This is a genomic window from Pseudomonas sp. NPDC089422 (assembly GCF_044749405.1).
Classification (GTDB): domain Bacteria; phylum Pseudomonadota; class Gammaproteobacteria; order Pseudomonadales; family Pseudomonadaceae; genus Aquipseudomonas.
On record NZ_JBIVHW010000011.1, the window covers coordinates 69,524 to 95,907 of the forward strand.

Consider the following 26,384-nt stretch of genomic DNA (forward strand, 5'->3'; position numbering starts at 1 on the left):
GCAGAACTATCCGCACTCCCTCCACTCCCGCGGCAGGCATTATCTAACACCCTATCGACCCGGATTATTCGCTCGGCTTTTTCAGCTTCGGGTTCGGGAAGAACTGCACGGTCTGCACCTTGGCCGGCGCCGCTTTCGGCGCCAGCTGATTGACCCGCGTACCGAGCTCCTTTGGCACCGACAGGCCCTGCTCATTGAGGGTATCGGTGAAGCCGCAGGCCACGCACTCTCGGTGCGGGACGTCGTCTTCGCTCCACATCATCAGTTTGTCGGGCTCGCTGCACGCCGGGCAGACCGCCCCGGCGATGAAGCGTTTCTTGGTCTTGTTCACTGCAACCTCGCTCATGCCGCAGCGTCCTCGGTGAGGCCACTGTGGCGCAGCAATGCGTCGATGGAAGGCTCACGCCCACGGAAGTCCACGAACAGCTCCATGGGTTCGCGCGAGCCGCCGCGGGCCAGGATCGCTTCACGGAACGCACGGCCGGTCTCGGCATTCAGCACGCCTTCTTCCTCGAAGCGCGAGAAGGCGTCGGCCGACAGCACTTCAGCCCACTTGTAGCTGTAGTAGCCCGCCGCATAACCACCAGCGAAAATGTGCGCGAAACTGTTGGGGAAACGGTTGTACGCTGGCGGGCGCATCACCGAAACTTCATCGCGCACGCCTTCGAGCACCTGCAGCACGCTGCGGCCATCGCCATGGCTGGCGTGCAGCTCGAAGTCGAACAGCGAGAACTCCAGCTGACGCACCATCATCATGCCCGACTGGAAGTTCTTCGCTGCGAGCATCTTGTCCAGCAGGTCCTGGGGCAGGGCTGCGCCGCTTTCATAGTGTCCGGAAATCAGTGCCAGGCCTTCAGGCTCCCAGCACCAGTTTTCCATGAACTGGCTCGGCAGCTCGACTGCGTCCCAGGCCACACCGTTGATGCCGGACACACCGGCATGCTCGATGCGGGTCAGCATATGGTGCAGGCCGTGGCCGAACTCGTGGAACAGGGTGGTGACCTCATCGTGGGTCAGCAGCGCAGGCTTGCCAGGCGCAGCCGGGGTGAAGTTGCACACCAGGTTGGCCACCGGGCTCTGCAGCTCGCCGCCAGCCGTGCGGCGACGGTCGCGGGCGCCGTCCATCCAGGCACCGCCACGCTTGTTGGCACGGGCGTAAAGGTCGAAGAAGAAGCGGCCGACGTGCTGGCCGTTTTCTTTGATCTCGAACAGGCGCACGTCCGGGTGCCAGCTGTCGAAGCCTTTGAGTTCGGCGATCTCGATGCCGTACAGGCGCTGGACGATGCTGAACAGGCCGCTGAGCACCTTGTCGATCGGGAAGTAGGCGCGCAGGGTTTCCTGCGACACGCTGTAACGCTGCTCACGCAGCTTTTCACCGAAGTAACCGGCGTCCCAGCTGGCCAGCTCAGGGCAGCCCTGCTCGGCGGCGTAGGCCTTTAGCTGCTCCAGGTCCTGGGCTGCAAATGGCTTGGAACGCTTGGCCAGGTCACGCAGGAAGCTCAGCACCTGGTCGCTGGACTCGGCCATCTTGGTCGCCAGGCTCAGTTCGGCGTAATTCTTGTAGCCCAGCAGCCCGGCCAGCTCCTGGCGCAGGTCGAGGATCTGCTGCATCACCGGGCCGTTGTCGAACTGGCCGGCATTCGCGCCCTGGTCCGAGGCACGGGTGCAGTAGGCGGCATACAGCTCTTCGCGCAGGGCGCGGTCGCTGGCGTAGGTCATCACCGCGTAGTAGCTGGGGAATTCCAGGGTGATCAGCCAGCCGTCGAGGCCCTTGGCCTGGGCAGCAGCGGCCATCTGCGCCTTGGCAGAATCGGTCAGGCCGGCCAGTGCGGCTTCGTCGGTGACGTGCTTGGTCCAGGCCTGGGTGGCGTCGAGCAGCTGGTTGGAGAAGCGGCTACCCAGCTCGCTCAGCTTGCTCTGCACTTCGGCATAACGCTGCTGCTGGTCGGCCGGCAGGTCGATGCCCGACAGGCGGAAGTCACGCAGGGCGTGGTCGAGGATAGTCTTCTGCGCCACGTCGAAGCCAGCGGCTTCCGGGCTGCGGACCAGTGCCTGATAGGCTTCGAACAGCGCACGGTTCTGGCCCAGTTCGGTAGCGTAGGCACTCAGCGCCGGCAGGCAGGACTCATAGGCCTCGCGCAGTTCCTGGCTGTTGCACACCGCGTTAAGGTGGCTGACCGGGCTCCAGGCGGCGCCCAGGCGGTCGTTCAGTTCGTCCATGGCCAGCACCAGGCCGGCCCAGGTAGGGGTCTTGCCCTGCTGTTCGAGGATCTCGGCAATGGCTTTACGGTTGTCGGCCAGGATCGCTTCGATCGCCGGCAACACGTGTTCGGCACGGATTTGCGAGAAGGGCGGCAGATCGTAGGACTGCAGAAGCGGGTTGTTCGCACTCACGGTTCGGATACCTTGGCAGGAGAAACACTGCCCCATCTTAATTACAATCGACGCCGACCGCAGCAGGCAGCCTGCCTATCGGCACAGATGAGAGACGCTATCATGGCCATCCGCAGCTTCCAGCAACACACTCCGAAAGTGGGACTCAGGGCGTTTGTCGACCGTTCGGCGGTGGTCCTGGGCGATGTGGAAATCGGCGAGGACAGCTCTGTCTGGCCGCTGACGGTGATCCGCGGCGACATGCACCGCATCCGCATCGGCGCCCGCACCAGCGTGCAGGACGGCAGCGTGCTGCACATCACCCACGCCGGTCCGTTCAACCCTGACGGTTTTCCACTGATCATCGGTGACGAGGTGACCATCGGCCACAAGGTGATGCTGCATGGCTGCACCCTGGGCAACCGCATCCTGGTCGGCATGGGCAGCACCATCATGGATGGCGCCATCGTCGAAGACGAAGTGATCATCGGTGCCGGCAGCCTCGTGCCGCCCGGCAAGCGCCTGGTCAGTGGCTACCTGTACATGGGCAGCCCAGTGAAGCAGGTGCGGCTGCTGAACGATCAGGAGCACGCCTTCTTCCCTTACAGCGCCGGCAACTACGTCAAGCTCAAGGACCAGCACCTGGCCGAAGGCTACGACCAACCGGAATGAACCCGACTACCGAGACGAACATGCACCAGCAGAACATTCTCTTCGACCTCGACGGTACCTTGACAGACCCGCGCCTGGGCATCACCCGCTCGATCCAGTACGCCCTGGCCAAGCTGGGCATCGACGAGCCCGACCTGACCCGCCTCGAACACTTCATCGGCCCACCGCTGCTGCAGGCCTTCATGCAGTTCTACAGCTTCGATGAAGCGAAGGCGTGGGAAGCGGTGAATTACTACCGCGAACGCTTCCGTGTCACGGGCTTGTACGAGAACCTGGTGTTCGAAGGCGTGCCTGAGCTGCTCGAAGCCCTGAATGGTCAAGGTCGGACGCTGTATATCGCCACGTCCAAACCGTGGGAGTTCGCCCGGGAAATTGCCCGGCATTTTGCGTTCGATCACCACTTCAAGGTGATCTATGGCAGCGAACTGGATGGTACGCGGACCAACAAGGTCGAGCTGATCCGTCACCTGCTGGATGAGGAAGGGCTGGACCCGGCGCAGACGCTGATGATCGGTGACCGCAAGCATGACCTGATCGGTGCTCGCAGCAATGGTTTGCAGGCTGTGGCGGTGGGGTATGGGTTTGGTAGCCGGGAAGAACTGATAGCCGAGGCACCGGCCTTCCATTTCGCTACTGTGGCCGATATGCATCGAGCGTTTATCCAGGGCTGATGGCCACGGGGCTGCTTTGCAGTCCAACCTGTGGGAGCCGCGCTTGCCAGCGATGGGCCGCAAAGCGGCCCCAAAATCTCACAGGCTTACATCAACCGCTGCAAAGCCGCCTTCCTGTCAGCAGCCGACAACCGGCCAAGCTGCTCGACCCGCTCATAGAACCGCCCCCAATCCCCACCCACTTCTCGGAATACAGCCGCAAACGCCGGCACCCACTGGTCATAAAGCCCGAAAGGCAATAACTTGGCATTGCTCAATGGCGCATAGATCCAGGCGTCATAGCGCTTGTCCCCGTTCCACTGGCTGTCCCGCACCTGCTTGTACTCACTGCGCAAGCGCTCGAACTCCGCCTGCTTGGCCGCCCGCTTGAGCGCGTCGTCCAAGGGCCCTGCATAAATCGCCTGCAACCGCTCACGGCTGGCCAGCACCAACCGGGTAAACTGGTCGCGCTGCAGCGACTGATCCTCCCCAATCGCCGCAAGCCCGCGCGCTGCACGCCATTGCCGCGTGCCCTCCTGCTCGACGAAGGTGGCAAACGACTCGTTGAACTCGGTGTCGTCCTGCACATAAAAGCGCTGATGAGCCAGCTCATGGAAGATCAGCGTAGCCAGCCGCTCATCCCCCCAACCGACCATGGAAGAAAGAATCGGGTCATCGAACCAGCCCAGCGTCGAGTACGCTTCGACGCCGCTCACGTACACGTCCAGACCTTGCTGGCGCATCAACGCCGCCTCGCCACGCGCGGCGCCCTGACGGTAATAGCCGCGGTAGGCGACGCAGCCGGCAATGGGGAAGCAGTGCGTCACCGGTTGCAACGACAGCTCAGGTGTGGCGAACACGTTCCACACCACATAGGGACGCTGCAGATCGGCGTAGAGCCGATAGCTTTGATTGTCCGGCAGCTTGAGCTGTTCACTGGCAAACACCCGCGCCGCTTCGGCATGTGCCAGGCGATCGCGCAAGTGCGGGCTGCTGGCCGGGTCGGCGATCACCTTGTCCACCGGCTGGCGCGCCCGCAACAGCTGCCATTGCCCCTCGGCCAACTGGCCGTAATAGCCCACGGTGCTGCAACCGTTCAGCAGAAAGGCAGCCAGCAGGGGAACCAAACGCCTGAAAACGCAGTCGAGTGGCCCAGGGCCTGAGCGCTTGAGAAGAACAAAGAGATCCATCTGGGGCTATCCAACTTGCTCATGGCCAATGCGCTCCAAGACTATCTCGCCAAGGGGGAGTTTCGCCATGCGTGCACTGTTGGTCACCGGCTCACTGCTGCTGGTTTCTGCCTGTTCGACCCTGCCTGACCCGGACCCGAACCTGGCCTGGGTCGACCTCACCCCCTATGACGATGCTTCGCTGGACGCGAAGCAGGTGGACGAGCGCGACTGGGCCGACACTCGCTATTTCGAAGTGCCACCCGGCAGCCACGAGCTGACCGTGCGCTATCAATTCCCGGTCACGCCTAGCAATATCGGCCCGGTCGACGAGCCATTGTGGCGTGATTGCCAGGTCAAACTGACCTTCAAGGACTTCAGCGCCGGCCAGCGCTACCAGCTGCAAGCCGGCAGTATCGGCTTCCGCCCATGGATCAAGCTCTACGACCACCAGCAGAAACTGGTCGGTCAGGGCCTGCCAGCGGGTTGCCAACGCACCTGAACCGCACAAACGGCGCTATGCTTGTAACTCGTGTATCGCGAGTGGGAGTTTTTGCCATGCGCCAGCCCATGATGCTGATCGCCCTCAGTGCACTGGGGGCTTGCGCCAGCCCCTTGCCGCCCGTCGACCCTTCCAAGGCCTGGGTCGACCTCTACACCGTTACCCCTGGCCGCCTGCTCATGGCCGACCGCCTCGACGGCCAGCGCCTGGACGATGGCCGCTACTTCCAGCTGACCCCAGGCAAGCATGAACTGGTGGTGCGGTTCGACTATGAAATCTATGCCGGTGGCATGCTTACCAGCCCCAAGGATCGGACCTGTTACCTGACCGTGCGCTTCGACGACTTCAAAGCCGGCGAACGCTATCGCCTGGAGGCGCGGGCGCCGGTGATGGACCCGCAAGTGCTGCTGTACGACGCCAGCCGAAAGGTGGTGGTGAACGAGCCGAGCGACGTGTTCTGCATCCCGTAAAGCATTGGGGCCGCAGTGCGGCCCCAGTCTTCTACCGGTCGTTCTTCTGGTAGATGATCTTCTTCGTCCCGCCATCACAGGTGCCGACGATCATGTTCTGATCCTTGACCTCACTGTTGGGCACGATTTCCAGGGTGTAGGACGTCACACCCTGGGCCTGGATCTTGGCTTCGATCTCAGCCTTGAGTTCTTCGCACGGTTTCACCGCCGCCAATGCAGAAGTGGCCACAAGTGAAGCCAGCATGGCGATTGCTACGCGAATCATGGAACGGCTCCTGGCAAGGCAGCTGCGCTGCCGACGCTGTTTAGACTACAGCAAACCGTCACCGTTGCGCCGCCTAGCCCACCAAGGCGGCGTCCAGGCTGATCTTCGCGTTGAGCACCTTCGACACCGGGCAACCGGCCTTGGCCTTGTTGGCGATTTCGAGGAACTGCGCCTCGCTGGCCCCGGGCACCTTGGCCTTGAGGATCAGGTGCACGGCGGTGATGGCAAAGCCGTCGGGTTGTTTGTCCAACGTGACTTCGGCAATGGTATCGATGCGATCCGCGGTGAACCCTGCCTCCCCGAGCATCATCGACAGCGCCATCGAGAAGCAGCCGGCATGAGCAGCGCCGATCAGCTCTTCCGGGTTGGTCCCCGGCGAGCCCTCGAAACGGGTGTTGAAGCCGTAGGGGTTCTGCTTGAGTGCGCCGCTTTCGGTGGAAAGCAGGCCTTTGCCATCCTTCAGGCCACCTTGCCAGATCGCCGATGCTGTCTTCTTCATGATGCCTCCTGGTCACAGAGTTACTTACCTACCTTTTTCGAGACCTGCGTCCTACGGCAAGTTCAGAACATTCGCCGAGAGAGCATTGAATCCTTCGAAAACTGCCCATACAGAGTCAAGAAGGCCTCCGGGCCAACCACTCTTGCGGAGGCTCCGATGACGCAGCTGCGTGACCTGAAGATTTCTACCCTCGACCTGGTGCCGGTGCGCGCCGACAAAGGCCCGGCGCAATCGCTGCACAATTCGCTGGACCTGGCCCGGCACGTCGAGCGGTTTGGCTACAACCGCTTCTGGGTGGCCGAACACCACAACATGGACGGCATTGCCAGCTCGGCGACCTCGGTACTGATCGGCTACCTGGCCGGCGGCACTTCGACCATCCGCGTCGGCTCCGGTGGCATCATGCTGCCCAACCATGCACCGCTGGTGATCGCCGAGCAGTTCGGCACACTGGCCAGCCTGTATCCGGGGCGTATCGACCTGGGCCTGGGCCGTGCGCCAGGCTCCGACCAGATGACCGCCCACGCCCTGCGCCGTGACCGCGCTGGCAGCGCCGATGACTTCCCGGATGATGTCGAAGAGCTGTCGCGCTATCTTGGCCCGCGCACCGATGATCAAAAAGTGATCGCCGTGCCCGGTCATGACACCGACGTGCCCCTGTGGCTGCTCGGTTCCAGCCTGTTCAGCGCCCAGCTTGCTTGCATGCGCGGCATGCCGTACGCCTTTGCCTCGCACTTCGCCCCGCGCTACATGCATGAGGCGATCCGCATCTATCGCGACCATTTCAAGCCGTCGACCACGCTCGACAAGCCTTACGTGATGCTGGGCATTCCGATGGTTGTGGCGGAAACCGACGAAAAGGCCGAATACCTGGCCACCTCGGTGTACCAGCGCATCATCGCGTTGATGCGTGGGCAGAGCCTGATGCAAAAGCCGCCAGTGCCGAGCATGGACGGGCTATGGCTGCCCCATGAGCGCGATGCCGTGGGGAGCTTCCTGGGCCTGGCGATGATTGGCAGCCCGCAGAAGGTGCGGGCCAAGGTGGAAGTGCTGCTGGAGCAGACCGGGGCAGATGAGCTGATCTTTACCTGTGACCTGTATGAACATGAAGACCGGATTCGGTCCTATGAGCTGATGGCGCAGGCCCTGAAAGCCGACTGACCCTCTTCGCGGGCAAGCCCGCGAAGAATCCAGCACCTTAGCTGCGGCGGTAGACAATCTCCTTGCGACCCGCCTCACAGCTGCCAACCACCTTGCCTGCCGGCTCGCCCTTGTTGACGATTTCCAGCTTGTAACCCTTCACGCCCTTGGCATCGAGCTTCGAGGCGATCTCGGCCTTGAGTTCTTCACAGGGTTTGCCAGCGGCCATCGCCCCGCTGGCCAGCACCATCAAACCCAACGCCAGCATCAGTTTCTTCATCGATCGCATTCCTTGTACAGATGAGAAAAGACCAGAAGGGCGCCGCCAAGGCGCCCTGCAGAGTTATAACGCCATCACGCCGGGCTATTCCAGCCCGAGAATGTTTCAGCTGTTGGCGATGCGGAAGCCGACCTTCAGCGTGACCTGGAAGTGCGCCGCCTTGTTGTCGCGGATATGGCCACGGGTATCGACCACTTCGAACCACTCCAGGTGCTTGATGCTCTTGCCGGCTTCGGCCAGAGCATTGTTGATCGCCTCTTCGATGCTGGAGTGGGACGAACCCACCAGCTCGATCTTCTTGTAGGTGTGATGATCGGTCATGAGCGCTCTCCTTGGGTGACAGTGAGATTGAGCCTAGCAGCGCAAGCCCGGTTTACCTGCGAGCCGCCGTCGTTCGCTAAAGTTCGATCGCACTTTCCCGCAACCTGGGGGTCGCAATCCTTACAGTCCATACTGCAAAGGAGAGTCAACATGCACCGCAACTCGCTGCGTAAAACGTCCCTGGAAAGCATGGAAGCGGAGATCGAAAGCCTCCTGAAAAGCCTGGAGAACCTGAAGCATGATGCGTCCGAGGAAACCCAGAAGTCAGTGAAGGCGATGCGCAGCAACGCCGAAAGCGCGCTGCGCCATTCGCGCAGCCTGATCAGCGACGCCTATGATGAAGTCAAAGCGCGCACCCGCCAGACCGGCATCGCCACCCGCGACTACGCCCAGGAGCACCCATACACCACCGCAGGCGTTGCCATTGGCGCGCTGGGCCTGTTGGCGGCGTACCTGCTGTGCAAGCGCAACTAGGCACTCTGCCTGGCCAGTTCGGCGCGTAGCCACTGCGCCAGCTGCTCGGCGCGCCCATCCGCGGCGCGCCGAGGCACCCACAACGCCAGCGCGGCAGGGGTCGGCGAGAAACCCCACGGTGCACTCAAACGCCCCGCTCGCAGGTCGTCGGCAACCAAGGGTTGTGGGGCGATTGCCACCCCGAGGCCGGCAACCGCCGCCTCCAGCAAGTAATACAGATGCTCGAACGCCTGGCCGTACTGCAATGCGCCGGCCTCCAGCCCTTGTTCAGTAGCCCAGGTTGGCCAAGCCTGCGGGCGTGAGGTGGTGTGCAGCAGGGCTTCGTCCAGCAGGGCCTTAGCAGGCGCCGCCTGCAAGCGGTCGAAGCCGGCGAAGTGCGGGCTCAGCACGGGGCCGATGCGCTCTTGTGCCAGCACGTGGACCTGCATGTCCGCAGGCCAGGGTGGTTCGGCATACACCAGCAACGCATCCAGCCCGGGCCGGCGCGGGTCGAGGTCGCCTTCACCCGCCGACAGGTGCAGGCGCAGTTCGGGCAGGTCAGCCTTCAGGCGCCCCAACCGGGGGATGAACCAACGCGCCAGCAGGCTGCCGGAACAACCCAGCACGAACGGCGCCTCGCTCACATCCCGGCTCAACTCGGCGCACACACTGCGCAGGCGGTCGAACGCCTCGCCGCTGGCGTCACGCAGGCGCATGCCGGCATCTGTGAGTTTGATGCCACGCCCGTCCTTGACGAACAGCGCAACGCCCAGGTGCTCTTCAAGCACCTTGATCTGCCGACTGACGGCGCCATGGGTGACGTGCAGCGCTTCGGCCGCCTGGCTGACACTGTTGAGCCTGGCAGTGGCCTCGAAGGCTCGCAGGGCGTTTAGGGGGGGGAGGTCGTGAGCCATTTTACCTGTGAGTTTTTCTGACAAGTTTGCGCAATCTTATCGGTTTTCAGCCGGGCTTGCCGTGGTTAGAGTAAAGCCCATCACTCATTCATTACGCCCTGGAGCGCCCCATGACCCAGTCCCAATACCGTCCCGGCCCCGACGCCAACGGCCTGTTCGGCTCGTTCGGCGGCCGCTACGTGGCCGAAACCCTGATGCCGCTGGTGCTGGACCTAGCCCGCGAGTACGAAGCGGCCAAGGCCGACCCCAAGTTCCTCGAAGAACTGGCCTACTTCCAGCGCGACTACATCGGCCGCCCGAACCCGCTGTACTTCGCCGAGCGCCTGACCGAGCACTGCGGTGGCGCGAAGATCTTCTTCAAGCGTGAAGAGCTCAACCACACCGGCGCGCACAAGGTGAACAACTGCATCGGCCAGGTACTGCTGGCCAAGCGCATGGGCAAGAAGCGCCTGATCGCCGAAACCGGCGCAGGCATGCATGGCGTGGCCACCGCCACTGTCGCAGCGCGCTTCGGCCTGCCTTGCGTGATCTACATGGGCGCCACCGACATTGAGCGCCAGCAGGCCAACGTGTTCCGCATGAAGCTGCTGGGCGCCGAAATCGTCCCGGTCACCGCTGGCACCGGCACCTTGAAAGACGCCATGAACGAGGCCCTGCGCGACTGGGTCACCAACGTCGACGATACCTTCTACCTGATCGGCACCGTGGCCGGCCCACACCCGTATCCGGCGATGGTCCGCGACTTCCAGTCGATCATCGGCAAGGAAACCCGCGCCCAGTTGCAAGAGAAGGAAGGCCGCCTGCCAGACAGCCTGATTGCCTGCGTCGGCGGTGGCTCCAACGCCATGGGCCTGTTCCATGAGTTCCTCGAAGAACCAAGCGTGCAGATCATCGGCGTCGAAGCCGGCGGCCACGGCGTCAACACCGACAAGCACGCCGCCAGCCTGAACGGCGGCGTACCGGGCGTGCTGCACGGCAACCGCACCTACCTGCTGCAGGACGAAGACGGCCAGATCACCGACGCCCACTCGATTTCCGCCGGCCTCGACTACCCGGGCATCGGCCCGGAGCACGCCTACCTGCACGAAGTGAAGCGCGTCGAGTACGTCAGCATCACCGACGATGAAGCACTGGATGCGTTCCACGCCACCTGCCGCCTGGAAGGCATCATTCCGGCCCTGGAAAGCTCCCATGCCCTGGCCGAAGCGATCAAGCGCGCACCGAACCTGCCCAAGGACCACCTGATGGTGATCTGCCTGTCCGGCCGCGGCGACAAAGACATGCAAACCGTGATGAACCACATGGCAGCCCAGGAGAAACAGGCATGAGCCGTCTTGAACAACGCTTCGCCGAGCTGAAGGCCGAAGGCCGCTCCGCGCTGGTCACCTTCGTCACCGCTGGCGACCCGGGCTACGACGCTTCGCTGCAGATCCTCAAGGGCCTGCCGGCAGCCGGCGCCGATGTGATCGAACTGGGCATGCCGTTCACCGACCCGATGGCCGATGGCGTGGCCATCCAGCTCGCCACCCTGCGTGCCCTGGAAGCTGGCCAGACCCTGGCCAAGACCCTGCAGATGGTTCGCGAATTCCGTGTGGATAACCACACTACGCCAATCGTGCTGATGGGTTACTACAACCCGATCCACCGCTTCGGTGTGGATAAGTTCGTTGCCGAAGCCAAAGCCGCCGGCGTCGATGGCCTGATCATCGTCGACCTGCCGCCAGAGCACGACGCCGAGCTGGCCACCCCGGCCCAGGCCGCAGGCATCGACTTCATCCGCCTGACGACCCCGACCACCGACGATGCGCGCCTGCCGCGCGTGCTGGAGCGCAGCTCCGGGTTCGTCTACTACGTATCGGTGGCAGGCGTGACCGGTGCCGGTTCCGCGACCACCGAGCACGTGACCGAGGCGATTGCCCGCCTGCGTCGGCATACCGACCTGCCGATCAGCGTTGGTTTCGGTATTCGTACACCGGAGCAGGCTGCCGCCATCGCGCGGCTGGCCGATGGTGTAGTGGTCGGATCGGCGCTGGTCGACAAGATTGCCCAGGCCAAGGATGCCGGTCAGGCGGTGAGCGATGTATTGAGCCTGTGCTCGGCACTGGCTGAAGGCGTGCGCGGCGCCCGCCGCTAACCCGCGTCGCCTCTTCGCGGGCTTGCCCCGCGAAGAGGCTCGCACAGGCTACACGAGCTTAACCGCCAAAAATCGACAGTTTCAGGGGCCGCACAGCCCCCATCCAGATCGCATGATCCCGGTGATCCGCCAGCTCATCCCCAGTCAGCGGATGCAAAAACACCACCAGCCCCTTCCGGTACAGCGCCAACCAAGGCAACACCACCCCCACGAATTCCGGCTCGAAGGCCAACTGGCAGCTCCAGTCCGGGTGCGGCCCTACGGGTTTCTGATGCATGCGCCCCATGGTCACGGGAAACAGCCGCGCCGCTTCTTCGCACAGTTCACGGGCCTGCTCGATGGTGGATGCGTCGTAGTAGACATGGGCGTGGTAACCCTTGATCCTCTGCACGATAACTCCTGAACTCAAACGGACCGTCAGACTATACGCCAGAGTGGCCGCTATGGGCCTCGCTCACGCTCCAACCACTCCACAAACCGCTCGATCAACGCCCCACGCCGCTTACGCGGCGGCAGCACCACGTAATACCCCCGCGCCGAGCGCAAACTCCCCTCCAGCGGCCGGCACAGCAACCCTTGCTCCACCAGCCCATCCACCAGGTGCCCCCAGCCAATCGCCACCCCTTGCCCGGCAATCGCCGCCTGAATCAACAAGGTGTAGTTATCGAACCGCAACTGCCCAGGCGGCGGCGGGCTGGCCACACCATACCCACGAAAAACCCCCGCCCAGTCAAACCAGCGGCTAGCCTGCTCACCGCGCAAATGGAGCAACGGCAATCGTTGCAAAGCCACGGCTGACAAGGGTTTGCCATGAATCAGACGCGGGCTGCAAACCGGGAAAACCTCCTCATCGAACAGCCAGCGGCTCTCGCCCTGATGGAAGCGCCCGTCGCCAAACAGCACCGCCACATCGATATCCGGGCGCAGCATGCCCTGGCTGCGCTCACCAGTCACCAGGCTCACGTCCACCTGTGGATAAGCCTCGTGAAAGCGCTGCAGCCGGGGCATCAGCCAGAACGCCGCGAAGGCAAAGTCGGTGGCCACCTGCAGCACTTCACGCTGGCCGCGCCCACTGGCCTGGGCAATGCCGTCATCCATGGCCTGCAGACCTTGGTGCACCTGCTCGAACAGCAGCTGGCCAGCCTCCGTCAGCTCGATGCCCCGGTAGATCCGGTCGAACAGGCGGGTGCCCAGCTGCGCCTCAAGGCGTTTCACCTGCTGACTCACGGCAGGCTGAGTGGTGCCCAGTTCCAACGCCGCTGCGGTAAAGCCACGCAAGCGGGCCGCAGCTTCGAATACTCGCAAAGCATCCAGCGACAACTCGGCCAGGTGATCAAACATAAGCTCAGCTAATCCCAGACATTGCCCGCCATGGGCTTTACCCATGTTATCCACAGTCGCATCTTGATAGGCAAGCGGTTCGCATAACCCTCAACGATGGAAGCCACCATGACCCGCCCGAATATCCTGTTCATCATGGCCGACCAGATGGCCGCGCCCTTGCTGCCGATCTACGGCCCTTCGCCGATCCAGATGCCAAACCTGAGCCGCCTTGCCGAGCAGGCGGTAGTATTCGACTCGGCCTACTGCAACAGCCCACTGTGCGCACCGTCGCGCTTCTCCCTGGTCAGCGGCCAACTGCCGAGCCGAATCGGCGCCTACGACAACGCGGCCGATTTCCCTGCCGACGTACCGACTTATGCACACTACCTGCGCCGCCTGGGCTACCGCACCGCGCTGTCGGGCAAGATGCACTTCTGCGGCCCGGACCAGTTGCACGGCTACGAGGAGCGCCTGACCAGCGACATCTACCCGGCCGACTACGGCTGGGCGGTGAACTGGGATGAGCCGGACGTACGCCCGAGCTGGTACCACAACATGTCCTCGGTGCTGCAGGCCGGGCCCTGTGTGCGTACCAACCAGCTGGATTTCGACGAGGAAGTGGTGTTCAAGGCGCGCCAGTACCTCTACGACCACGTGCGGGAAAACGATGGCCGGCCGTTCTGCCTGACCGTGTCCATGACTCACCCGCACGACCCGTACACCATCCCAAAACGCTACTGGGATCGCTACGAGGCTGTGGATATCCCCATGCCCCGCGCCGAATTCAGCCAGGCCGAACTCGACCCGCACTCGCAACGCCTGCTCAAGGTCTACGACCTGTGGAACAAGCCGCTGCCTGTGGACAAGATCCGCGACGCCCGCCGCGCCTACTTCGGCGCCTGCAGCTACATCGACGACAACATCGGCCAACTGCTGCAGACCCTCGAGGAATGCAACCTGGCTGACGACACCCTGATCGTGTTCTCCGGCGACCACGGCGACATGCTTGGCGAGCGCGGGCTCTGGTACAAGATGCACTGGTTCGAGATGTCGGCACGCGTGCCGCTGTTGATCCACGCGCCCAAGCGCTTCGATGCCGGCCGGGTGAGCGCCTCGGTATCGACCTGCGACCTGCTGCCGACCCTGGTCGAACTGGCCGGTGGCGCTGTGGATAACCATCTGCACCTGGACGGCCGCTCACTGCTCGGCCACCTGCAAGGGCAGGGCGGCCACGATGAGGTTATCGGCGAATACATGGCCGAAGGCACCGTCGGCCCGCTGATGATGATTCGCCGTGGGCCGTACAAGTTCGTGTACAGCGAAGATGACCCGTGCCTACTCTATGACCTGAGCCGCGACCCGCACGAGCGGGAGAACCTCACCGGCAGCCCGGACCATCAAGCGCTGCTGCAGGCATTTGTCGAGGAAGCACACCAGCGCTGGGATATCCCCGGCCTGCGCCAGCAAGTGCTGGCCAGCCAACGCCGCCGGCGCCTGGTGGCCGAGGCGCTGGCCATCGGCAAGCTGAAAAGCTGGGACCACCAACCACTGGTGGACGCCAGCCAACAGTACATGCGCAACCATATCGATCTCGACGACCTCGAGCGCAAGGCACGTTATCCACAGCCCGCCCCCATGGATTGAGAAGAGAGGCCGCCATGCACAAATTCTCCACCGTCGTATTCGCCCTGGCTCTGCCTCTGGGCCTGGCCACCGCCACGGCCCACGCCGCCGACAGCGACGCACAATGCAGCACCGTGAAGATGGCCGACCCCGGCTGGAGCGACATCGCCTCGACCAACGCCGTCGCCCGGCTGCTGCTGGAAAGCCTGGGCTACCAGGTGAAGATCGACAGCCTGGCGGTGCCGATCATCTACGGCGGCCTCAAGGATGGCCGGGTCGACGCCTTCCTCGGCAACTGGATGCCGGCGCAGCAGGGCTTCCATGACAAGTTCATCGCCAATGGCGATGTGCAGCAGCTGTCGCGCAACCTGGAAGGCACCGAGTTCACCCTGGCGGTACCGGATTACGTATGGAATGCCGGGGTGAAGGATTTTGCCGACCTGCAGAAGCACGCTGACCAATTCGACAAGAAGCTGTACGGCATCGGCTCCGGCGCGCCAGCGAACCTGTCGCTTAAGGAAATCATCGACAAGAACGCATTCAACCTGGGCCAGTGGAAGCTGGTGGAGTCCAGCGAGCAGGCGATGCTGGCGCAGGTGGACAGGGCGGTGAAGAAACAGCAGTTCATCACCTTCCTCGGCTGGACGCCGCACCCGATGAACGTGAAGTTGAAGATGCATTACCTGACGGGCGGGGAGAAGTGGTTCGGCAGCCAGGGCGAGGTGTTCACACTGACCCGCAAGGGTTATCCACAAGCCTGCCCGAATGCGGCGAAGCTGTTGGGCAACCTGAGTTTTACCCTGGACATGGAAAACACCATCATGGCCGAGGTTGTGGACAAGAAGATCAGCTTTGATCAGGCGGCCAAGGCTTGGGTGAAGCAGCACCCCGAGCGGCTGGAAGAGTGGCTGGCGGGAGTAACCACCAAGGCCGATGGCAATGCCCTGGAGGCCGTCAAAGCCAAGCTTTGACCTGCACCGGCCTCATCGCCGGCAAGCCGGCTCCCACACGGATACCGCAACACCTGAAGCTGGCACTATACCTGTGGGAGCTGGCTTGCCTGCGATGGGCCGCAAAGCGGCCCCGACAATCTCAGCCCCGGGCGAGTTGCCGGCGCAGCTCAGCAAGAACCGGCGCCGTATCCGGCCGCACCCCACGCCAGATGAAGAAGGCTTCAGCCGCCTGCTCGGTCAGCATCCCCAGCCCATCCAGCACCTTGGCCGCGCCCAGCTTCTCGGCCCACTGGCAGAACGGCGTCGGCTCCTTGCCATACATCATGTCGTAGCACACCGTGCGCCCCGCCTCGACCAGGCTGTCGGCAATCGGCGGCAACTCACCGGCCAGGCTCGCCGAGGTGGCGTTGATGATCACGTCCACCGGCTCCTGCAACCAGGCAAACCCGCTGGCCACCACCGGCCCCAGTTCATCGAACTCCCGCGCCAGCTGCTCGGCCTTCTCCACGGTACGGTTGGCAATCACCAGCGACTGCGGCTGGTGCGCCAGGATCGGCTCCAGTACGCCGCGCACGGCACCACCGGCCCCGAGGATGAGGATGCGCTTGCCGGCCAGTTCGACCCCGGCGTTCACCGTCAGGTCGCGCACCAGGCCAGCGCCGTCGGTGTTGTCGCCCTGCAAGGTGCCGTCCGCCAGCTTGCTCAGCGTGTTCACCGCGCCCGCGCGCCGGGCACGCGGGGTAAGGCTGTCGCACAGGCGATAGGCCTCTTCCTTGAACGGCACGGTGACGTTGCCGCCGCTGCCTTGCTTGAAGAAGCCGCGCGCGCAATCGCTGAACTCGTCCAGCGGTGCCAGCAGCGTGGCGTATTCCAGGTCCTGACCGGTCTGTTCGGCGAACAGGCGGTGAATCAGCGGCGACTTGCTGTGGCCGATGGGGTTACCGAAAACTACGTACTGGTCCATGGCGATTCCTTGTTTATCCACAGGCTTACTGGCCGAGCCAGTCGCGGTCCTGCAGGAAGTATTCGGTCAGGCGCGCTTCCTCGCTGCCGGGCGCAGGCTTCCAGTCGTAACCCCAGCGCACTTGCGGCGGCAGCGACATCAGGATCGACTCGGTACGGCCACCAGACTGCAGGCCGAACAGGGTGCCACGGTCGTAGACCAGGTTGAACTCCACGTAGCGGCCGCGGCGGTATTCCTGAAACTCGCGCTGCTGCGGGGTGAAGGGGGTGTTCTTGCGGCGCTGGACGATCGGCAGATAGGCCTCGACGTAGGCATCACCGATGGCGCGGACGAAGGCGAAGCAGGTGTCGAAGTCCCACTCGTTCAAGTCATCGAAGAACAGCCCGCCGATGCCACGCGGCTCGCCGCGGTGCTTGAGGTGGAAGTAGCGGTCGCACCAGGCCTTGTAGCGCGGGTACACGTCTGTACCGAACGGCGCGCAGGCCTGCTCGGCCACGCGGTGCCAGTGGATGCAGTCTTCCTCAACGCCGTAGTACGGGGTCAGGTCGAAGCCACCGCCAAACCACCAGACCGCCTCTTCACCTTCCTTCTCGGCGATGAAGAAACGCACGTTGGCATGGGACGTCGGCACATGCGGGTTGTGCGGGTGAATCACCAGCGACACGCCAAGGGCCTCGAAGCCACGGCCCGCAAGCTCCGGGCGATGGGCGCTGGCCGATGGCGGCAGGCCGGCGCCGAACACGTGTGAGAAGTTGACCCCGCCTTTCTCGATCAGCTTGCCATCCCCGATCACCCGCGTGCGGCCCCCGCCACCGGCTTCGCGCACCCAGGCGTCCTCGACGAAGCGGGCGCCGCCGTCTTCGGCTTCGAGGGCAGAGCAGATGCGGTCTTGCAGGTCGAGCAGGTAGGCTTTCACGGCCTCGGTGCGGCTAGTCATCGGGTCACCAGGAACGGGCAGGGAAGAATTCGCCGCGTAGCATACCACCGCCGGCGCGCGCGCCGCAGTTGACGGCGATCAAGCAAAGGCGTCCGATAGAAGGCCTTTTCCCGATCCCGACAACAGGAGTGCGAGATGGCCAAGCGTATCCAGTTCAGCCAGCACGGCGGCCCGGAAGTGCTGCAGCTTGTGGAATTCGACCCCGCCCCACCCGGGCCGCAGCAGGTGCGCGTGCGCAACCATGCGATCGGCCTGAACTTCATCGACACGTACTATCGCAGCGGGCTGTACGCGCCGCCATCCTTGCCCTCTGGCCTGGGTACCGAGGCGGCGGGCGTGGTCGAGGCCGTGGGCGAGGGCGTGACCCGGTTGAAGGTCGGTGACCGCGTGGCCCATGCCGGTGGCCCCCTGGGCGCCTACAGCGAGGTGCATACGCTGCCGGAGGCGAACCTGGTCAAGCTGCCTGACAACATCAGCTTCGAGCAGGCAGCAGCGGTGATGCTCAAGGGGCTGACCGTGCAGTACCTGCTGAAGCAGACCTATGAGGTGAAACCGGGCGATGTGATCCTGTTCCACGCCGCAGCGGGCGGCGTCGGTTCGCTGGCCTGCCAGTGGGCCAAGGCCCTGGGTGCCAAGCTGATCGGCACTGTCAGCTCCGCCGAGAAGGCCGAGCGGGCCAAGGCGCTGGGGGCGTGGGCGACCATCGACTACAGCCGCGAAGACGTGGCCAAGCGGGTGCTGGAGCTGACCGATGGCAAGAAATGCCCGGTGGTGTACGACGGCGTCGGTGCCGACACCTGGCTGACCTCGCTGGACTGCCTGCAGCCGCGCGGGTTGATGGTGAGCTTCGGCAATGCCTCGGGGGCGGTGAGCGGGGTGAACCTGGGAATCCTGTCGCAGAAGGGCTCGCTGTATGTGACCCGGCCGACCCTGGCGACCTATGCCAACAATGCCGAGAACACCCAGGCCATGGCGGATGACCTGTTTGCGATGATTGGCAGTGGGAAGCTGGTTGTGGATATCCAGCAGCGGTATCCGCTGAGTGAGGCGGCGAAGGCGCAGGCGGAGTTGTCGGCGCGCAGGACGGTGGGGTCTACGGTTTTGTTGCCTTGAGCCTAGCTGGAGATCGCGTCATGGCGAACAGCTGCATGCCTTCAGGTTTGCAGTGCCTGTGAGATCGAGCGCCGCGCGGGCGGCGCTCGATCTCACAGGCGACAAAACACCATCGGCGAACGCCTGGCAGCCCCAAAAACCACCAAAGACTGCCAGCGCTATCAGCCCGGCCGCACAACCTCACCAGTAGCCAAATTCCGAATCACACTCGGATTCTTCCGCCCGCCCAGCGCCCCGCCAAGCACCAAGTCCAGCTGGCCATGGAAATACTGCTCGACCCGCAAGCGGGTCTTGGCCGCCGGGCGCCCGCCCGGGTTGCAGGAGGTGGAAATCAAAGGCCCGACCAAGGCACACAGCTCGCGCACCACCGGGTGATCACTGACCCGCAGCGCCACGGTGTCATGCTGCCCGGTCACCCACTCGGGCAACAGGTCCTGGTGCGGTACCAGCCAGGTGTTCGGCCCGGGCCAGGTGCTGCCCATGCGGTCGATCCAGTCCTCAGGGAAGTCTTCGAACAGGAAGTCGAACTGGCGGATGTTGTCGGCAATCAGGATCAGCCCTTTATCCACAGGCCGCGACTTCAGCGCCAGCAGGCGATACACCGCGTCCTCGTTCCAGGGGTCGCAGCCCAGGCCCCAGACCGCTTCCGTCGGGTAGGCGATCACTGCGCCTGCCCGGATCTCACGTGCGGCTTGTTGCACACGAAAACTGCTCACCATTTGCGTCTCTCCGCCTTTTAACCTTGCTTGCGCGCAGTGTACTTAGCCGGCGCGGGCAAACCAACGCCCGGCGACATTGCTGACTCGCCCTTCAAGCTCCAGTTCCGTCAGCTGCGCCAGCACCTCGGCCAGCGGCCGGTCGCTGAAATGGGCCAGATTCTCGCTAGTCTGTGGCGCGGCATGCAGCAGAGCAAGCAGCGGATGCGCCGGTTTATCCACTACAGCTGGCGGCAGGTTCTGCCAACCGCGCAGGCTTTCCACAATCTGCTCCACGCTCTCCACCAACAGTGCGCCATCGCGGATCAGCTGGTGGCAGCCCTTGGCTGCCGGGTGATGAATCGACCCGGGAATCGCATACACCTCGCGGCCCTGCTCAGCCGCCAGGCGGGCGGTGATCAACGAGCCGCTGGCAAGGCTGGCCTCGACCACCAGCACGCCGAGCGACAGACCGCTGATGATGCGATTGCGCCGCGGGAAGTTGCCCGGCAACGGTCCGGCATCGAGCGGATACTCCGACACCAGCGCACCGCCCATCTCGATCATCATCCGCGCAAGGTCGCGGTGGCGCTGTGGATAAAGTTTTTGCAAGCCTGTGCCGAGGACCCCGATGGTGCCCCCGCCGACCTCCAGCGCCGCCCGATGAGCGGCACCATCGATGCCCAGGGCCAGCCCGCTGGTGATGGTGAAACCGGCCTGCGCCAGGCAGCGGGAAAATGCCCTGGCCGTGTCGAGTGCCGGAGGTGTGGCACGCCTGCTGCCCACAATGGCCAGCTGAGGTCGGTCGAGCAGTGCCGGATTGCCAGCCACGAAAAGCAGCGGTGGGGCATCGTCGATTTCCCCCAGCAATGCCGGGTAGCCAGGCCCATCCCACATCAGCAAATGCTGGCCCGGGCGCTCTAGCCAGGCCATTGCAGCCAGGGCGCCGTCACGTACCTCTGCACTGCGCCGCGCATCGATGGTGGCTTGTGGAATACCCAACGCACGCCAGGCGGGGCCGGGAGCGCTGAGCGCCGAAGAAGCACTGCCAAAGGCCTCCAGCAAGGTGCGAAAACGTCGCAATCCGGTCTCGGGCAGGCGATGCAGGCGTAATCGGGCCTCCAGTTCGGCAGGTGGACAAGGCGACGAATGGTCAGTCGGCATGGGGATCATCCTTGATCGAAACAGGGCCATCTACGTGGCACAACCTGTGGATAAGTTTGTGGGTAACACTTTGAAAAGCTGTCCATGATTTGGCGGCTATCAGGCCTATAGAGACCCTAGACGAGCTTTCACAGGTGCTGAAATCGCCGTTTGCCTTTATTATGTGTGCTCAGTTTTCAACCGACCGCACAGTGACTGCCTGACCTTATGGCCATCTTGAACATTCTCGAATTCCCGGACCCGCGCCTGCGCACCATTGCCAAACCGGTAACGGTGTTCGACGACGCCCTGCGTCAGCTGATCGACGACATGTTTGAAACCATGTACGAAGCCCCCGGCATCGGCCTGGCCGCCACCCAGGTCAACGTGCACCAGCAGGTCGTGGTCATGGACCTCAGCGAAGACCGCAGCGAACCGCGCGTGTTCATCAACCCGACTGTCGAAGAGCTGACCCACGACATGGGCCAGTACCAGGAAGGCTGCCTGTCGGTCCCGGGCTTCTACGAGAACGTCGACCGCCCGCTGCGTGTCCGGGTCAAGGCCCAGGACCGTGACGGCAAGCCGTACGAGCTGGAATGCGAAGGCCTGCTGGCGGTGTGCGTGCAGCACGAATTCGATCACCTCAACGGCAAGCTGTTCGTTGACTACCTGTCGCAGCTCAAGCGCGACCGGATCAAGAAGAAGCTGGAAAAGCAGCACCGCCAGCAAGCCTGATCCCCCACCTCCCAGAAGGCTTGCTCCGGCAAGCCTTTTTCTTTTTCAAGCGAGAACTCCATGCGCATCGTCTTTGCTGGCACTCCAGAGTTTGCCGCCGAACACCTCAAGGCCCTGCTCGACAGCCCGTACGAGATCGTGGCTGTCTACACCCAGCCCGACCGCCCCGCCGGTCGTGGCCAGAAGCTCATGCCGAGCCCGGTCAAGCAGTTGGCCGTGGCCCATGACATCCCGGTGTTCCAGCCGCCGACCCTGCGCAACGCCGATGCCCAGGCAGAACTGGCCGCGCTCAAGCCGGACCTGATGGTGGTGGTCGCCTACGGCCTGATCCTGCCGCAAGTGGTCCTCGACATCCCGCGCCTGGGTTGCATCAACAGCCATGCCTCCTTGCTGCCACGCTGGCGCGGTGCAGCGCCGATCCAGCGCGCCGTGGAAGCCGGCGATGCCGAGAGCGGCGTGACGGTGATGCGCATGGAAGCCGGCCTGGATACCGGGCCGATGCTGCTCAAGGTGGTCACCCCGATCAGCGCCGACGATACCGGCGGCAGCCTGCACGACCGCCTCGCCGAAATGGGCCCGCCGGCTGTCGTCCAGGCCATCGCCGGCCTGGCAGACGGTTCGCTGCAGGGCGAGGTCCAGAACGATGCCCTGGCCACCTATGCACACAAGCTGAACAAGGACGAAGCCCGCATCGACTGGAGCCGCCCGGCTGTCGAGCTGGAACGCCTGATCCGTGCCTTCAACCCTTGGCCGGTGTGCCACAGCACGCTCGATGGCGAGAGCGTGAAGGTACTGGCTGCCAACCTATCCACAGGTAAAGGCGCCCCGGGCGAGATCCTCTCCGCCAGCAAGGACGGCCTCGTCGTCGCCTGCGGTGACCAGGCCCTGAGCCTGACCCGCCTGCAGCTGCCTGGTGGCAAGGCACTGAACTTCAGCGACCTGTTCAACAGCCGCCGTGAGAAATTCGCCGCCGGCAAGGTGCTGGGCCAATGAACCCACGTCTCGCCGCCGCCCGTGCCCTTGCTGCTGTGCTCAGCGGCAAGGCCTCGCTGAACAGCTCGCTGCCCGCGCAGCTGGACAAGGTCGAAGAACGCGACCGGGGCCTGACCCAGGACCTGGCGTTCGGTACTGCCCGCTGGCAGCCACGCCTGGATCTGCTGGCCGCGCAGCTGCTGCAGAAGCCGTTCAAGGCTGCCGATGCCGATGTGCAGGCACTGCTGCTGGTCGGCCTGTACCAGCTCTTCTACACCCGTATTCCGGCCCACGCCGCCATCGGCGAGACCGTCGGCTGTGCCGACAAGCTGAAGAAGCCGTGGGCCAAGGGCCTGCTCAATGCCGTGCTGCGCCGCGCCCAGCGCGAAGGCGAGGAACTGCTCGCCGGCATGGAGCGCGACCCGGTGGTGCGTACCGCCCACCCGCGCTGGTTGCAGAAGTCGCTGAAGGCCTTCTGGCCGGAGCAGTGGGAAGCCATCTGCGCCGCCAACAACGCCCACCCGCCGATGATCCTGCGGGTCAACCGCCGCCATCACAGCCGCGACGCCTACCTGTCACTGCTGGCTGAGGCCGGCGTCGGCGCCAGCGCCTGCCAGTACAGCCGCGACGGTATCGTCCTCGCCGAAGCCTGCGACGTTCGTGGCCTGCCAGGCTTCGCCGAAGGCTGGGTCAGCGTGCAGGACGAAGCCGCGCAGCTGTCCGCCGACCTGCTCGAACTGGCCCCCGGCCAGCGCGTGCTCGACGCCTGCTGCGCCCCCGGCGGCAAAACCTGCCACCTGCTCGAAGCCGAACCTGGCCTGGCCCACATGACGGCTATCGACCTTGAAGCCAAGCGCCTGACCCGGGTGCGCGAGAACCTCGACCGCCTGCAACTGGATGCCGAGCTGATCGCCTGCGATGCCCGTGACACCGCCAGCTGGTGGGACGGCAAGCCGTTCCAGCGCATCCTGCTCGATGCGCCGTGCTCGGCCACCGGCGTGATCCGTCGCCACCCGGACATCAAGCTGACTCGCCAGGCCGAGGACATTCCGGCCCTGGCCGCGCTGCAAGGCGAGCTGCTCGACGCCCTGTGGCCGACCCTGGAAGTGGGCGGCATGCTGCTGTACGCCACCTGCTCCAGCCTGCCGACCGAGAACACCGAAGTGATCGATGCCTTCCTCGCCCGCACCCCAGGCGCCCGTGAGCTGGACCTGGCCACCGAAGCCGGCCTGCGCCAGCCCCACGGCCGCCAGCTGCTGGCCCAGGAAGGCGGCCACGACGGCTTCTACTATGCCAAGCTGATCAAGATCGCCGCCTCGCGCGGATAAGCACACAGGGTAGGGAGTAGCGGATGAAGATCATCATCCTCGGCGCAGGGCAGGTAGGCGGTACGCTGGCGGAACACCTGGCCAGCGAAGCCAACGACATCACCGTGGTCGACACCGATGGCGACCGCCTGCGCGACCTCGGCGACCGTCTGGACATCCGCACCGTGCAGGGCCGCGGCTCGCTGCCGACGGTACTGCGCCAGGCCGGTGCCGACGACGCCGACATGCTGGTGGCAGTGACCAACAGCGACGAAACCAACATGGTCGCCTGCCAGGTGGCCTATTCGCTGTTCCACACCCCGACCAAGATCGCCCGGGTGCGCGAGTCGGCCTACCTGACCCGCGAAGAGCTGTTCGACAACGACCATATCCCGGTTGATGTGCTGATCAGCCCCGAGCAGGTGGTGACCAACTACATCAAGCGCCTGATCGAACACCCAGGCTCGTTGCAGGTAATCGACTTTGCCGAGGGCAAGGCCCAGCTGGTGGCGGTGAAGGCCTATTACGGCGGCCCGCTGGTGGGCCAGCAGCTGCGCCAGATTCGCGCGCACATGCCCAACGTCGATACCCGCGTGGCGGCGATCTTCCGCCGCGACCGGCCGATCACCCCGCGGGGCGACACGGTGATCGAAGCCGATGACGAAGTGTTCTTCATCGCTGCGAAGAAGGACATCCGCGCCGTGATGGGCGAGCTGCGCCGCATCGACGAAACCAACAAACGCATTGTCATCGCCGGCGGTGGGCAGATCGGCGAGCGCCTGGCCGAAGCCATCGAGAGCCGCTACCAGGTGAAGATCATCGAGATGAGCGCGGCACGCTGCCGGCACCTCTCCGATACTCTTGAAAGCACCGTGGTGCTGCAGGGCAGCGCCTCGGACAAGGACCTGATGCTCGAAGAGAACATCGCCGACGCCGACATCTTCCTGGCCCTGACCAACGACGACGAAGCCAACATCATGTCGTCGCTGCTGGCCAAGCGCCTTGGCGCGGGCAAGGTCATGACCATCATCAACAACCCGGCCTATGTCGACCTGGTGCAGGGCGGCGAAATCGACATCGCCATCAGCCCGCAGCTGGCCACCATCGGCACCTTGTTGGCGCACGTGCGGCGCGGCGATATCGTCAGCGTGCACTCGCTGCGCCGCGGTGCGGCCGAGGCCATCGAGGCGGTGGCGCACGGCGATTCGAAGTCGAGCAAGGTGGTCGGCAAGGCTGTGGAAAACATCGCCTTGCCACCGGGCACCACCATCGGCGCGATCATCCGCGACGAGGAAGTGCTGATCGCCCACGACGACACGGTGATCGAGTCGGGCGACCACGTGATCCTGTTCGTTGTGGATAAAAAGCACATTCGCGATGTGGAGAAGCTGTTCCACGTCGGCTTGAGTTTCTTCTAGGAGAAGACGGCATGCGTGAATCGCTGGAGAAAATGCTGGCCAAGGGTGTGGATAACCCGCTGCTGAGGTTTGGCCTGGGCAAAGCCTGGCTGGACGAGGGCAATGGCGCGGAAGCGGCGGTGCACCTGGCGCGGTGCGTGGAGCAGGACCCGAAGTACTCGGCGGCCTGGAAGCTGTTGGGGAAGGCTTATCAGCTGGTCGGTGACCTGGCGGCGGCGCGCAAGGCCTGGGAGGACGGGATCGTTGCGGCCCAGGCCCATGGCGACAAGCAGGCCGAGAAAGAAATGACCGTGTTCCTGAAGAAATTGAACAAGGTCTGATATTGCCGGGGCTGCTTTGCAGCCCTTTCCGACCGGTCCGGCGCCCCGGCAAGGCCGCTCCTACAGGCGACCGCGATTCCTTGTAGGAGCGGCCTTGTGTCGCGAAAGGGGCACAGAGTGCCCCCAGGGTCTCAATACCAGCGCGGCTCGCCAGCCGGGCGCTTCTTGAAGCGCTTCATGCTCCACATGTACTGGCTCGGATACTCGCGCACATAACGCTCGACCACCTTGCTCATGGCCGCCGCCGACACGTTCACGTCGGTGCTGTACATCTCTTCCGGCGCAGCTTCCAGGAACACCTTGAAGCCCGACCCGTCCGGCAGCCGCAGCGCGTGCAGGAACACCCCCACCGCCTTGCCACCGGCCAGCATGTTCGGCACGAACTTGCTGGTCAGCGCCTGGGTGCCCAGGAACGGCACGAACACCCCCGCCGATTCCGCCGGCTCCGGGTCGGCAGGAATACCCACCTGCCCACCGCGGCGCACTTCCTTGATCACGCTGAGGATGCCTTCCTTGGTCGAAGGCGCCACGCGGTTGCCCATCTGCACCCGCTGCTCGCGCAGCAGGTCATCCACTGCCTTGAGCTTCGGCGGGCGGTAGAAGATGATCGGTTTGCACTGGTTGCAGTAGAAGTGGTTGAGCACTTCCCAGTTGCCCAGGTGGCTGGTGATGCCAACCACGCCCTTGCCCGAGGCCAGGGCCTGCTCCAGCACTTCCAGGCCGTGCACTTCCTTGACCAGCTCCAGCGAACGCTGCGGCGGCCAGATCCAGGCACAGGCGCTTTCGACGAAGGATTTACCGATATCCTTCAGTGCACGGCCGACCAGCTGCTCGCGCTCGCCCGGATCCATCTCCGGGAAACACTTGGCCAGGTTGATGCGCACGACATTGCGCGAGCCGTTGGGGACTTTCCACATCAGCCAGCCGATACCGGCGCCGACGCGCTGCACAGCGCCCCAGGGCAGCTTGGCAAACAGACGCAGCACCCCGACCATCAGGGCGCCCTTGAACTTTTCCACAGGCAATTCCTTATTTCAGC

At 64.1% G+C, this 26,384-nt stretch carries 31 protein-coding genes; 16 read left to right on the top strand and 15 right to left on the bottom strand.

The annotated features are described in order from the left end of the window. Positions 1 to 64: 64 nt before the first annotated feature. Together ACIPZ8_RS20435 and prlC are read right to left on the bottom strand one after the other, a co-directional pair. Complete coding sequence (locus ACIPZ8_RS20435; protein ID WP_103448350.1) at positions 65 to 346, bottom strand: YheV family putative zinc ribbon protein; 282 nt, start codon at positions 344 to 346, stop codon at positions 65 to 67. Beyond that, positions 343 to 2,394, bottom strand: coding sequence for an oligopeptidase A (gene prlC, locus ACIPZ8_RS20440; RefSeq protein ID WP_400726800.1), 2,052 nt, complete (start codon positions 2,392 to 2,394; stop codon positions 343 to 345). Before prlC ends, ACIPZ8_RS20435 begins: the two co-directional genes overlap by 4 nt. 102 nt (positions 2,395 to 2,496) lie before the next feature. Between prlC and ACIPZ8_RS20445 the strand changes: the two genes are divergently transcribed. Both ACIPZ8_RS20445 and ACIPZ8_RS20450 read left to right on the top strand, forming a co-directional pair. Beyond that, a complete protein-coding gene (locus tag ACIPZ8_RS20445; protein ID WP_400726803.1) occupies positions 2,497 to 3,045 on the top strand; it encodes a gamma carbonic anhydrase family protein in 549 nt (182 codons plus the stop codon). A gap of 20 nt (positions 3,046 to 3,065) precedes the next feature. Continuing rightward, positions 3,066 to 3,716, top strand: coding sequence for an HAD family hydrolase (locus ACIPZ8_RS20450; protein ID WP_400726806.1), 651 nt, complete (start codon positions 3,066 to 3,068; stop codon positions 3,714 to 3,716). 86 nt (positions 3,717 to 3,802) lie between these two features. Here ACIPZ8_RS20450 and ACIPZ8_RS20455 read toward each other — a convergent pair whose 3' ends face one another. Beyond that, positions 3,803 to 4,885 carry an aminopeptidase gene (locus ACIPZ8_RS20455; protein WP_400726809.1) on the bottom strand — a complete coding sequence of 361 codons (1,083 nt, stop codon included), beginning with the start codon at positions 4,883 to 4,885 and terminating at the stop codon, positions 3,803 to 3,805. A 67-nt stretch (positions 4,886 to 4,952) separates the two neighbouring features. On the opposite strand from ACIPZ8_RS20455, the gene ACIPZ8_RS20460 reads away from it, so the two are divergent. Both ACIPZ8_RS20460 and ACIPZ8_RS20465 read left to right on the top strand, forming a co-directional pair. Then, entirely contained in the window at positions 4,953 to 5,366 is a 414-nt protein-coding gene (locus tag ACIPZ8_RS20460) for a hypothetical protein (protein WP_400726812.1), read from the top strand. A gap of 56 nt (positions 5,367 to 5,422) precedes the next feature. Then, positions 5,423 to 5,836: a hypothetical protein gene (locus ACIPZ8_RS20465; protein WP_400726814.1), complete on the top strand. Its 414-nt coding sequence runs from the start codon at positions 5,423 to 5,425 to the stop codon at positions 5,834 to 5,836. Positions 5,837 to 5,867: 31 nt separating this feature from the next. Here ACIPZ8_RS20465 and ACIPZ8_RS20470 read toward each other — a convergent pair whose 3' ends face one another. Further along, positions 5,868 to 6,101, bottom strand: coding sequence for a DUF1161 domain-containing protein (locus ACIPZ8_RS20470; RefSeq protein ID WP_054884398.1), 234 nt, complete (start codon positions 6,099 to 6,101; stop codon positions 5,868 to 5,870). A gap of 73 nt (positions 6,102 to 6,174) precedes the next feature. Beyond that, positions 6,175 to 6,600: an OsmC family protein gene (locus tag ACIPZ8_RS20475; protein ID WP_103448356.1), complete on the bottom strand. Its 426-nt coding sequence runs from the start codon at positions 6,598 to 6,600 to the stop codon at positions 6,175 to 6,177. A gap of 156 nt (positions 6,601 to 6,756) precedes the next feature. On the opposite strand from ACIPZ8_RS20475, the gene ACIPZ8_RS20480 reads away from it, so the two are divergent. Beyond that, positions 6,757 to 7,761 (top strand): LLM class flavin-dependent oxidoreductase, encoded by a 1,005-nt coding sequence (locus ACIPZ8_RS20480; protein ID WP_400726817.1) that lies wholly within the window; start codon positions 6,757 to 6,759, stop codon positions 7,759 to 7,761. A gap of 37 nt (positions 7,762 to 7,798) precedes the next feature. On the opposite strand, the gene ACIPZ8_RS20485 is transcribed toward ACIPZ8_RS20480, so the two are convergent. Continuing rightward, positions 7,799 to 8,020, bottom strand: a complete 222-nt coding sequence (locus ACIPZ8_RS20485; RefSeq protein WP_400726820.1) for a DUF1161 domain-containing protein — start codon at positions 8,018 to 8,020, stop codon at positions 7,799 to 7,801. Between the two features lie 105 nt (positions 8,021 to 8,125). Continuing rightward, entirely contained in the window at positions 8,126 to 8,341 is a 216-nt protein-coding gene (locus ACIPZ8_RS20490; protein ID WP_400726823.1) for a dodecin, read from the bottom strand. 150 nt (positions 8,342 to 8,491) lie between these two features. On the opposite strand from ACIPZ8_RS20490, the gene ACIPZ8_RS20495 reads away from it, so the two are divergent. Next, positions 8,492 to 8,815, top strand: a complete 324-nt coding sequence (locus ACIPZ8_RS20495; protein WP_400726826.1) for a YqjD family protein — start codon at positions 8,492 to 8,494, stop codon at positions 8,813 to 8,815. Here the strand turns inward: ACIPZ8_RS20495 and ACIPZ8_RS20500 are convergent. Then, a complete protein-coding gene (locus ACIPZ8_RS20500; protein WP_400726829.1) occupies positions 8,812 to 9,708 on the bottom strand; it encodes a LysR family transcriptional regulator in 897 nt (298 codons plus the stop codon). The two genes, ACIPZ8_RS20495 and ACIPZ8_RS20500, sit on opposite strands and share 4 nt — an antisense overlap. Positions 9,709 to 9,818: 110 nt before the next feature. On the opposite strand from ACIPZ8_RS20500, the gene trpB reads away from it, so the two are divergent. After that, positions 9,819 to 11,036 carry a tryptophan synthase subunit beta gene (trpB, locus tag ACIPZ8_RS20505; protein ID WP_400726832.1) on the top strand — a complete coding sequence of 406 codons (1,218 nt, stop codon included), beginning with the start codon at positions 9,819 to 9,821 and terminating at the stop codon, positions 11,034 to 11,036. Beyond that, positions 11,033 to 11,842: a tryptophan synthase subunit alpha gene (trpA, locus tag ACIPZ8_RS20510; protein ID WP_400726835.1), complete on the top strand. Its 810-nt coding sequence runs from the start codon at positions 11,033 to 11,035 to the stop codon at positions 11,840 to 11,842. The genes trpB and trpA overlap by 4 nt, the downstream gene beginning before the upstream one ends. 58 nt (positions 11,843 to 11,900) lie before the next feature. Here the strand turns inward: trpA and ACIPZ8_RS20515 are convergent, their stop codons facing one another. Both ACIPZ8_RS20515 and ACIPZ8_RS20520 read right to left on the bottom strand, forming a co-directional pair. After that, the gene (locus ACIPZ8_RS20515; protein ID WP_110638934.1) at positions 11,901 to 12,233 is read right to left on the bottom strand and encodes a DOPA 4,5-dioxygenase family protein; all 333 of its coding nucleotides are present in this window, start codon (positions 12,231 to 12,233) and stop codon (positions 11,901 to 11,903) included. Positions 12,234 to 12,283: 50 nt separating this feature from the next. After that, a complete protein-coding gene (locus ACIPZ8_RS20520) occupies positions 12,284 to 13,183 on the bottom strand; it encodes a choline sulfate utilization transcriptional regulator (protein ID WP_400726838.1) in 900 nt (299 codons plus the stop codon). Between the two features lie 108 nt (positions 13,184 to 13,291). Here ACIPZ8_RS20520 and betC point away from each other — a divergent pair, with 108 nt between their 5' ends. Together betC and choX are read left to right on the top strand one after the other, a co-directional pair. Then, positions 13,292 to 14,809: a choline-sulfatase gene (betC, locus tag ACIPZ8_RS20525; RefSeq protein ID WP_400726841.1), complete on the top strand. Its 1,518-nt coding sequence runs from the start codon at positions 13,292 to 13,294 to the stop codon at positions 14,807 to 14,809. 14 nt (positions 14,810 to 14,823) lie between these two features. Next, positions 14,824 to 15,759: a choline ABC transporter substrate-binding protein gene (gene choX, locus ACIPZ8_RS20530; protein WP_400726844.1), complete on the top strand. Its 936-nt coding sequence runs from the start codon at positions 14,824 to 14,826 to the stop codon at positions 15,757 to 15,759. 121 nt (positions 15,760 to 15,880) lie between these two features. Here choX and aroE read toward each other — a convergent pair whose 3' ends face one another. Further along, positions 15,881 to 16,705, bottom strand: a complete 825-nt coding sequence (aroE, locus tag ACIPZ8_RS20535) for a shikimate dehydrogenase (RefSeq protein ID WP_400726847.1) — start codon at positions 16,703 to 16,705, stop codon at positions 15,881 to 15,883. 25 nt (positions 16,706 to 16,730) lie between these two features. Then, a complete protein-coding gene (hemF, locus tag ACIPZ8_RS20540; RefSeq protein ID WP_400726850.1) occupies positions 16,731 to 17,642 on the bottom strand; it encodes an oxygen-dependent coproporphyrinogen oxidase in 912 nt (303 codons plus the stop codon). A gap of 135 nt (positions 17,643 to 17,777) precedes the next feature. Here hemF and ACIPZ8_RS20545 point away from each other — a divergent pair, with 135 nt between their 5' ends. Beyond that, complete coding sequence (locus tag ACIPZ8_RS20545) at positions 17,778 to 18,755, top strand: NADPH:quinone reductase (protein WP_400726852.1); 978 nt, start codon at positions 17,778 to 17,780, stop codon at positions 18,753 to 18,755. Between the two features lie 161 nt (positions 18,756 to 18,916). Here ACIPZ8_RS20545 and ACIPZ8_RS20550 read toward each other — a convergent pair whose 3' ends face one another. Both ACIPZ8_RS20550 and dprA read right to left on the bottom strand, forming a co-directional pair. After that, the gene (locus ACIPZ8_RS20550; protein ID WP_011953122.1) at positions 18,917 to 19,474 is read right to left on the bottom strand and encodes an L-threonylcarbamoyladenylate synthase; all 558 of its coding nucleotides are present in this window, start codon (positions 19,472 to 19,474) and stop codon (positions 18,917 to 18,919) included. A gap of 42 nt (positions 19,475 to 19,516) precedes the next feature. Further along, positions 19,517 to 20,614, bottom strand: a complete 1,098-nt coding sequence (gene dprA / locus ACIPZ8_RS20555; RefSeq protein ID WP_400726855.1) for a DNA-processing protein DprA — start codon at positions 20,612 to 20,614, stop codon at positions 19,517 to 19,519. A gap of 207 nt (positions 20,615 to 20,821) precedes the next feature. Between dprA and def the strand changes: the two genes are divergently transcribed. The 5 genes from def to ACIPZ8_RS20580 are packed head-to-tail and all read left to right on the top strand — an operon-like array spanning position 20,822 to position 25,345. Further along, positions 20,822 to 21,328: a peptide deformylase gene (gene def / locus ACIPZ8_RS20560; protein WP_003260000.1), complete on the top strand. Its 507-nt coding sequence runs from the start codon at positions 20,822 to 20,824 to the stop codon at positions 21,326 to 21,328. Between the two features lie 60 nt (positions 21,329 to 21,388). Beyond that, on the top strand, positions 21,389 to 22,321 hold the full coding sequence (fmt, locus tag ACIPZ8_RS20565; protein WP_400726858.1) for a methionyl-tRNA formyltransferase: 933 nt from the start codon (positions 21,389 to 21,391) through the stop codon (positions 22,319 to 22,321). Continuing rightward, on the top strand, positions 22,318 to 23,628 hold the full coding sequence (gene rsmB / locus ACIPZ8_RS20570) for a 16S rRNA (cytosine(967)-C(5))-methyltransferase RsmB (protein ID WP_400726861.1): 1,311 nt from the start codon (positions 22,318 to 22,320) through the stop codon (positions 23,626 to 23,628). The genes fmt and rsmB overlap by 4 nt, the downstream gene beginning before the upstream one ends. Positions 23,629 to 23,651: 23 nt before the next feature. Then, positions 23,652 to 25,025: a Trk system potassium transporter TrkA gene (gene trkA / locus ACIPZ8_RS20575; RefSeq protein ID WP_400726864.1), complete on the top strand. Its 1,374-nt coding sequence runs from the start codon at positions 23,652 to 23,654 to the stop codon at positions 25,023 to 25,025. Positions 25,026 to 25,036: 11 nt separating this feature from the next. Beyond that, positions 25,037 to 25,345, top strand: coding sequence for a tetratricopeptide repeat protein (locus ACIPZ8_RS20580; protein ID WP_400653946.1), 309 nt, complete (start codon positions 25,037 to 25,039; stop codon positions 25,343 to 25,345). A 131-nt stretch (positions 25,346 to 25,476) separates the two neighbouring features. Here ACIPZ8_RS20580 and ACIPZ8_RS20585 read toward each other — a convergent pair whose 3' ends face one another. Further along, positions 25,477 to 26,364 carry a lysophospholipid acyltransferase gene (locus ACIPZ8_RS20585; RefSeq protein ID WP_400726867.1) on the bottom strand — a complete coding sequence of 296 codons (888 nt, stop codon included), beginning with the start codon at positions 26,362 to 26,364 and terminating at the stop codon, positions 25,477 to 25,479. Positions 26,365 to 26,384 lie beyond the last annotated feature (20 nt).

Coding starts and splice junctions, on each gene's coding strand:
- ACIPZ8_RS20455 (WP_400726809.1), bottom strand. CDS start 4,885: ATGGATCTCTTTGTTCTTCTCAAGCGCTCAGGCCCTGGGCCACTCGAC.
- betC (WP_400726841.1), top strand. CDS start 13,292: ATGACCCGCCCGAATATCCTGTTCATCATGGCCGACCAGATGGCCGCG.
- ACIPZ8_RS20435 (WP_103448350.1), bottom strand. CDS start 346: ATGAGCGAGGTTGCAGTGAACAAGACCAAGAAACGCTTCATCGCCGGG.
- ACIPZ8_RS20500 (WP_400726829.1), bottom strand. CDS start 9,708: ATGGCTCACGACCTCCCCCCCCTAAACGCCCTGCGAGCCTTCGAGGCC.
- ACIPZ8_RS20545 (WP_400726852.1), top strand. CDS start 17,778: ATGGCCAAGCGTATCCAGTTCAGCCAGCACGGCGGCCCGGAAGTGCTG.
- ACIPZ8_RS20475 (WP_103448356.1), bottom strand. CDS start 6,600: ATGAAGAAGACAGCATCGGCGATCTGGCAAGGTGGCCTGAAGGATGGC.
- ACIPZ8_RS20520 (WP_400726838.1), bottom strand. CDS start 13,183: ATGTTTGATCACCTGGCCGAGTTGTCGCTGGATGCTTTGCGAGTATTC.
- fmt (WP_400726858.1), top strand. CDS start 21,389: ATGCGCATCGTCTTTGCTGGCACTCCAGAGTTTGCCGCCGAACACCTC.
- trkA (WP_400726864.1), top strand. CDS start 23,652: ATGAAGATCATCATCCTCGGCGCAGGGCAGGTAGGCGGTACGCTGGCG.
- ACIPZ8_RS20550 (WP_011953122.1), bottom strand. CDS start 19,474: ATGGTGAGCAGTTTTCGTGTGCAACAAGCCGCACGTGAGATCCGGGCA.
- ACIPZ8_RS20495 (WP_400726826.1), top strand. CDS start 8,492: ATGCACCGCAACTCGCTGCGTAAAACGTCCCTGGAAAGCATGGAAGCG.
- trpB (WP_400726832.1), top strand. CDS start 9,819: ATGACCCAGTCCCAATACCGTCCCGGCCCCGACGCCAACGGCCTGTTC.
- ACIPZ8_RS20480 (WP_400726817.1), top strand. CDS start 6,757: ATGACGCAGCTGCGTGACCTGAAGATTTCTACCCTCGACCTGGTGCCG.
- hemF (WP_400726850.1), bottom strand. CDS start 17,642: ATGACTAGCCGCACCGAGGCCGTGAAAGCCTACCTGCTCGACCTGCAA.
- ACIPZ8_RS20460 (WP_400726812.1), top strand. CDS start 4,953: ATGCGTGCACTGTTGGTCACCGGCTCACTGCTGCTGGTTTCTGCCTGT.
- def (WP_003260000.1), top strand. CDS start 20,822: ATGGCCATCTTGAACATTCTCGAATTCCCGGACCCGCGCCTGCGCACC.
- ACIPZ8_RS20445 (WP_400726803.1), top strand. CDS start 2,497: ATGGCCATCCGCAGCTTCCAGCAACACACTCCGAAAGTGGGACTCAGG.
- aroE (WP_400726847.1), bottom strand. CDS start 16,705: ATGGACCAGTACGTAGTTTTCGGTAACCCCATCGGCCACAGCAAGTCG.
- dprA (WP_400726855.1), bottom strand. CDS start 20,614: ATGCCGACTGACCATTCGTCGCCTTGTCCACCTGCCGAACTGGAGGCC.
- ACIPZ8_RS20450 (WP_400726806.1), top strand. CDS start 3,066: ATGCACCAGCAGAACATTCTCTTCGACCTCGACGGTACCTTGACAGAC.
- rsmB (WP_400726861.1), top strand. CDS start 22,318: ATGAACCCACGTCTCGCCGCCGCCCGTGCCCTTGCTGCTGTGCTCAGC.
- choX (WP_400726844.1), top strand. CDS start 14,824: ATGCACAAATTCTCCACCGTCGTATTCGCCCTGGCTCTGCCTCTGGGC.
- ACIPZ8_RS20490 (WP_400726823.1), bottom strand. CDS start 8,341: ATGACCGATCATCACACCTACAAGAAGATCGAGCTGGTGGGTTCGTCC.
- ACIPZ8_RS20470 (WP_054884398.1), bottom strand. CDS start 6,101: ATGATTCGCGTAGCAATCGCCATGCTGGCTTCACTTGTGGCCACTTCT.
- ACIPZ8_RS20485 (WP_400726820.1), bottom strand. CDS start 8,020: ATGAAGAAACTGATGCTGGCGTTGGGTTTGATGGTGCTGGCCAGCGGG.
- ACIPZ8_RS20580 (WP_400653946.1), top strand. CDS start 25,037: ATGCGTGAATCGCTGGAGAAAATGCTGGCCAAGGGTGTGGATAACCCG.
- trpA (WP_400726835.1), top strand. CDS start 11,033: ATGAGCCGTCTTGAACAACGCTTCGCCGAGCTGAAGGCCGAAGGCCGC.
- ACIPZ8_RS20465 (WP_400726814.1), top strand. CDS start 5,423: ATGCGCCAGCCCATGATGCTGATCGCCCTCAGTGCACTGGGGGCTTGC.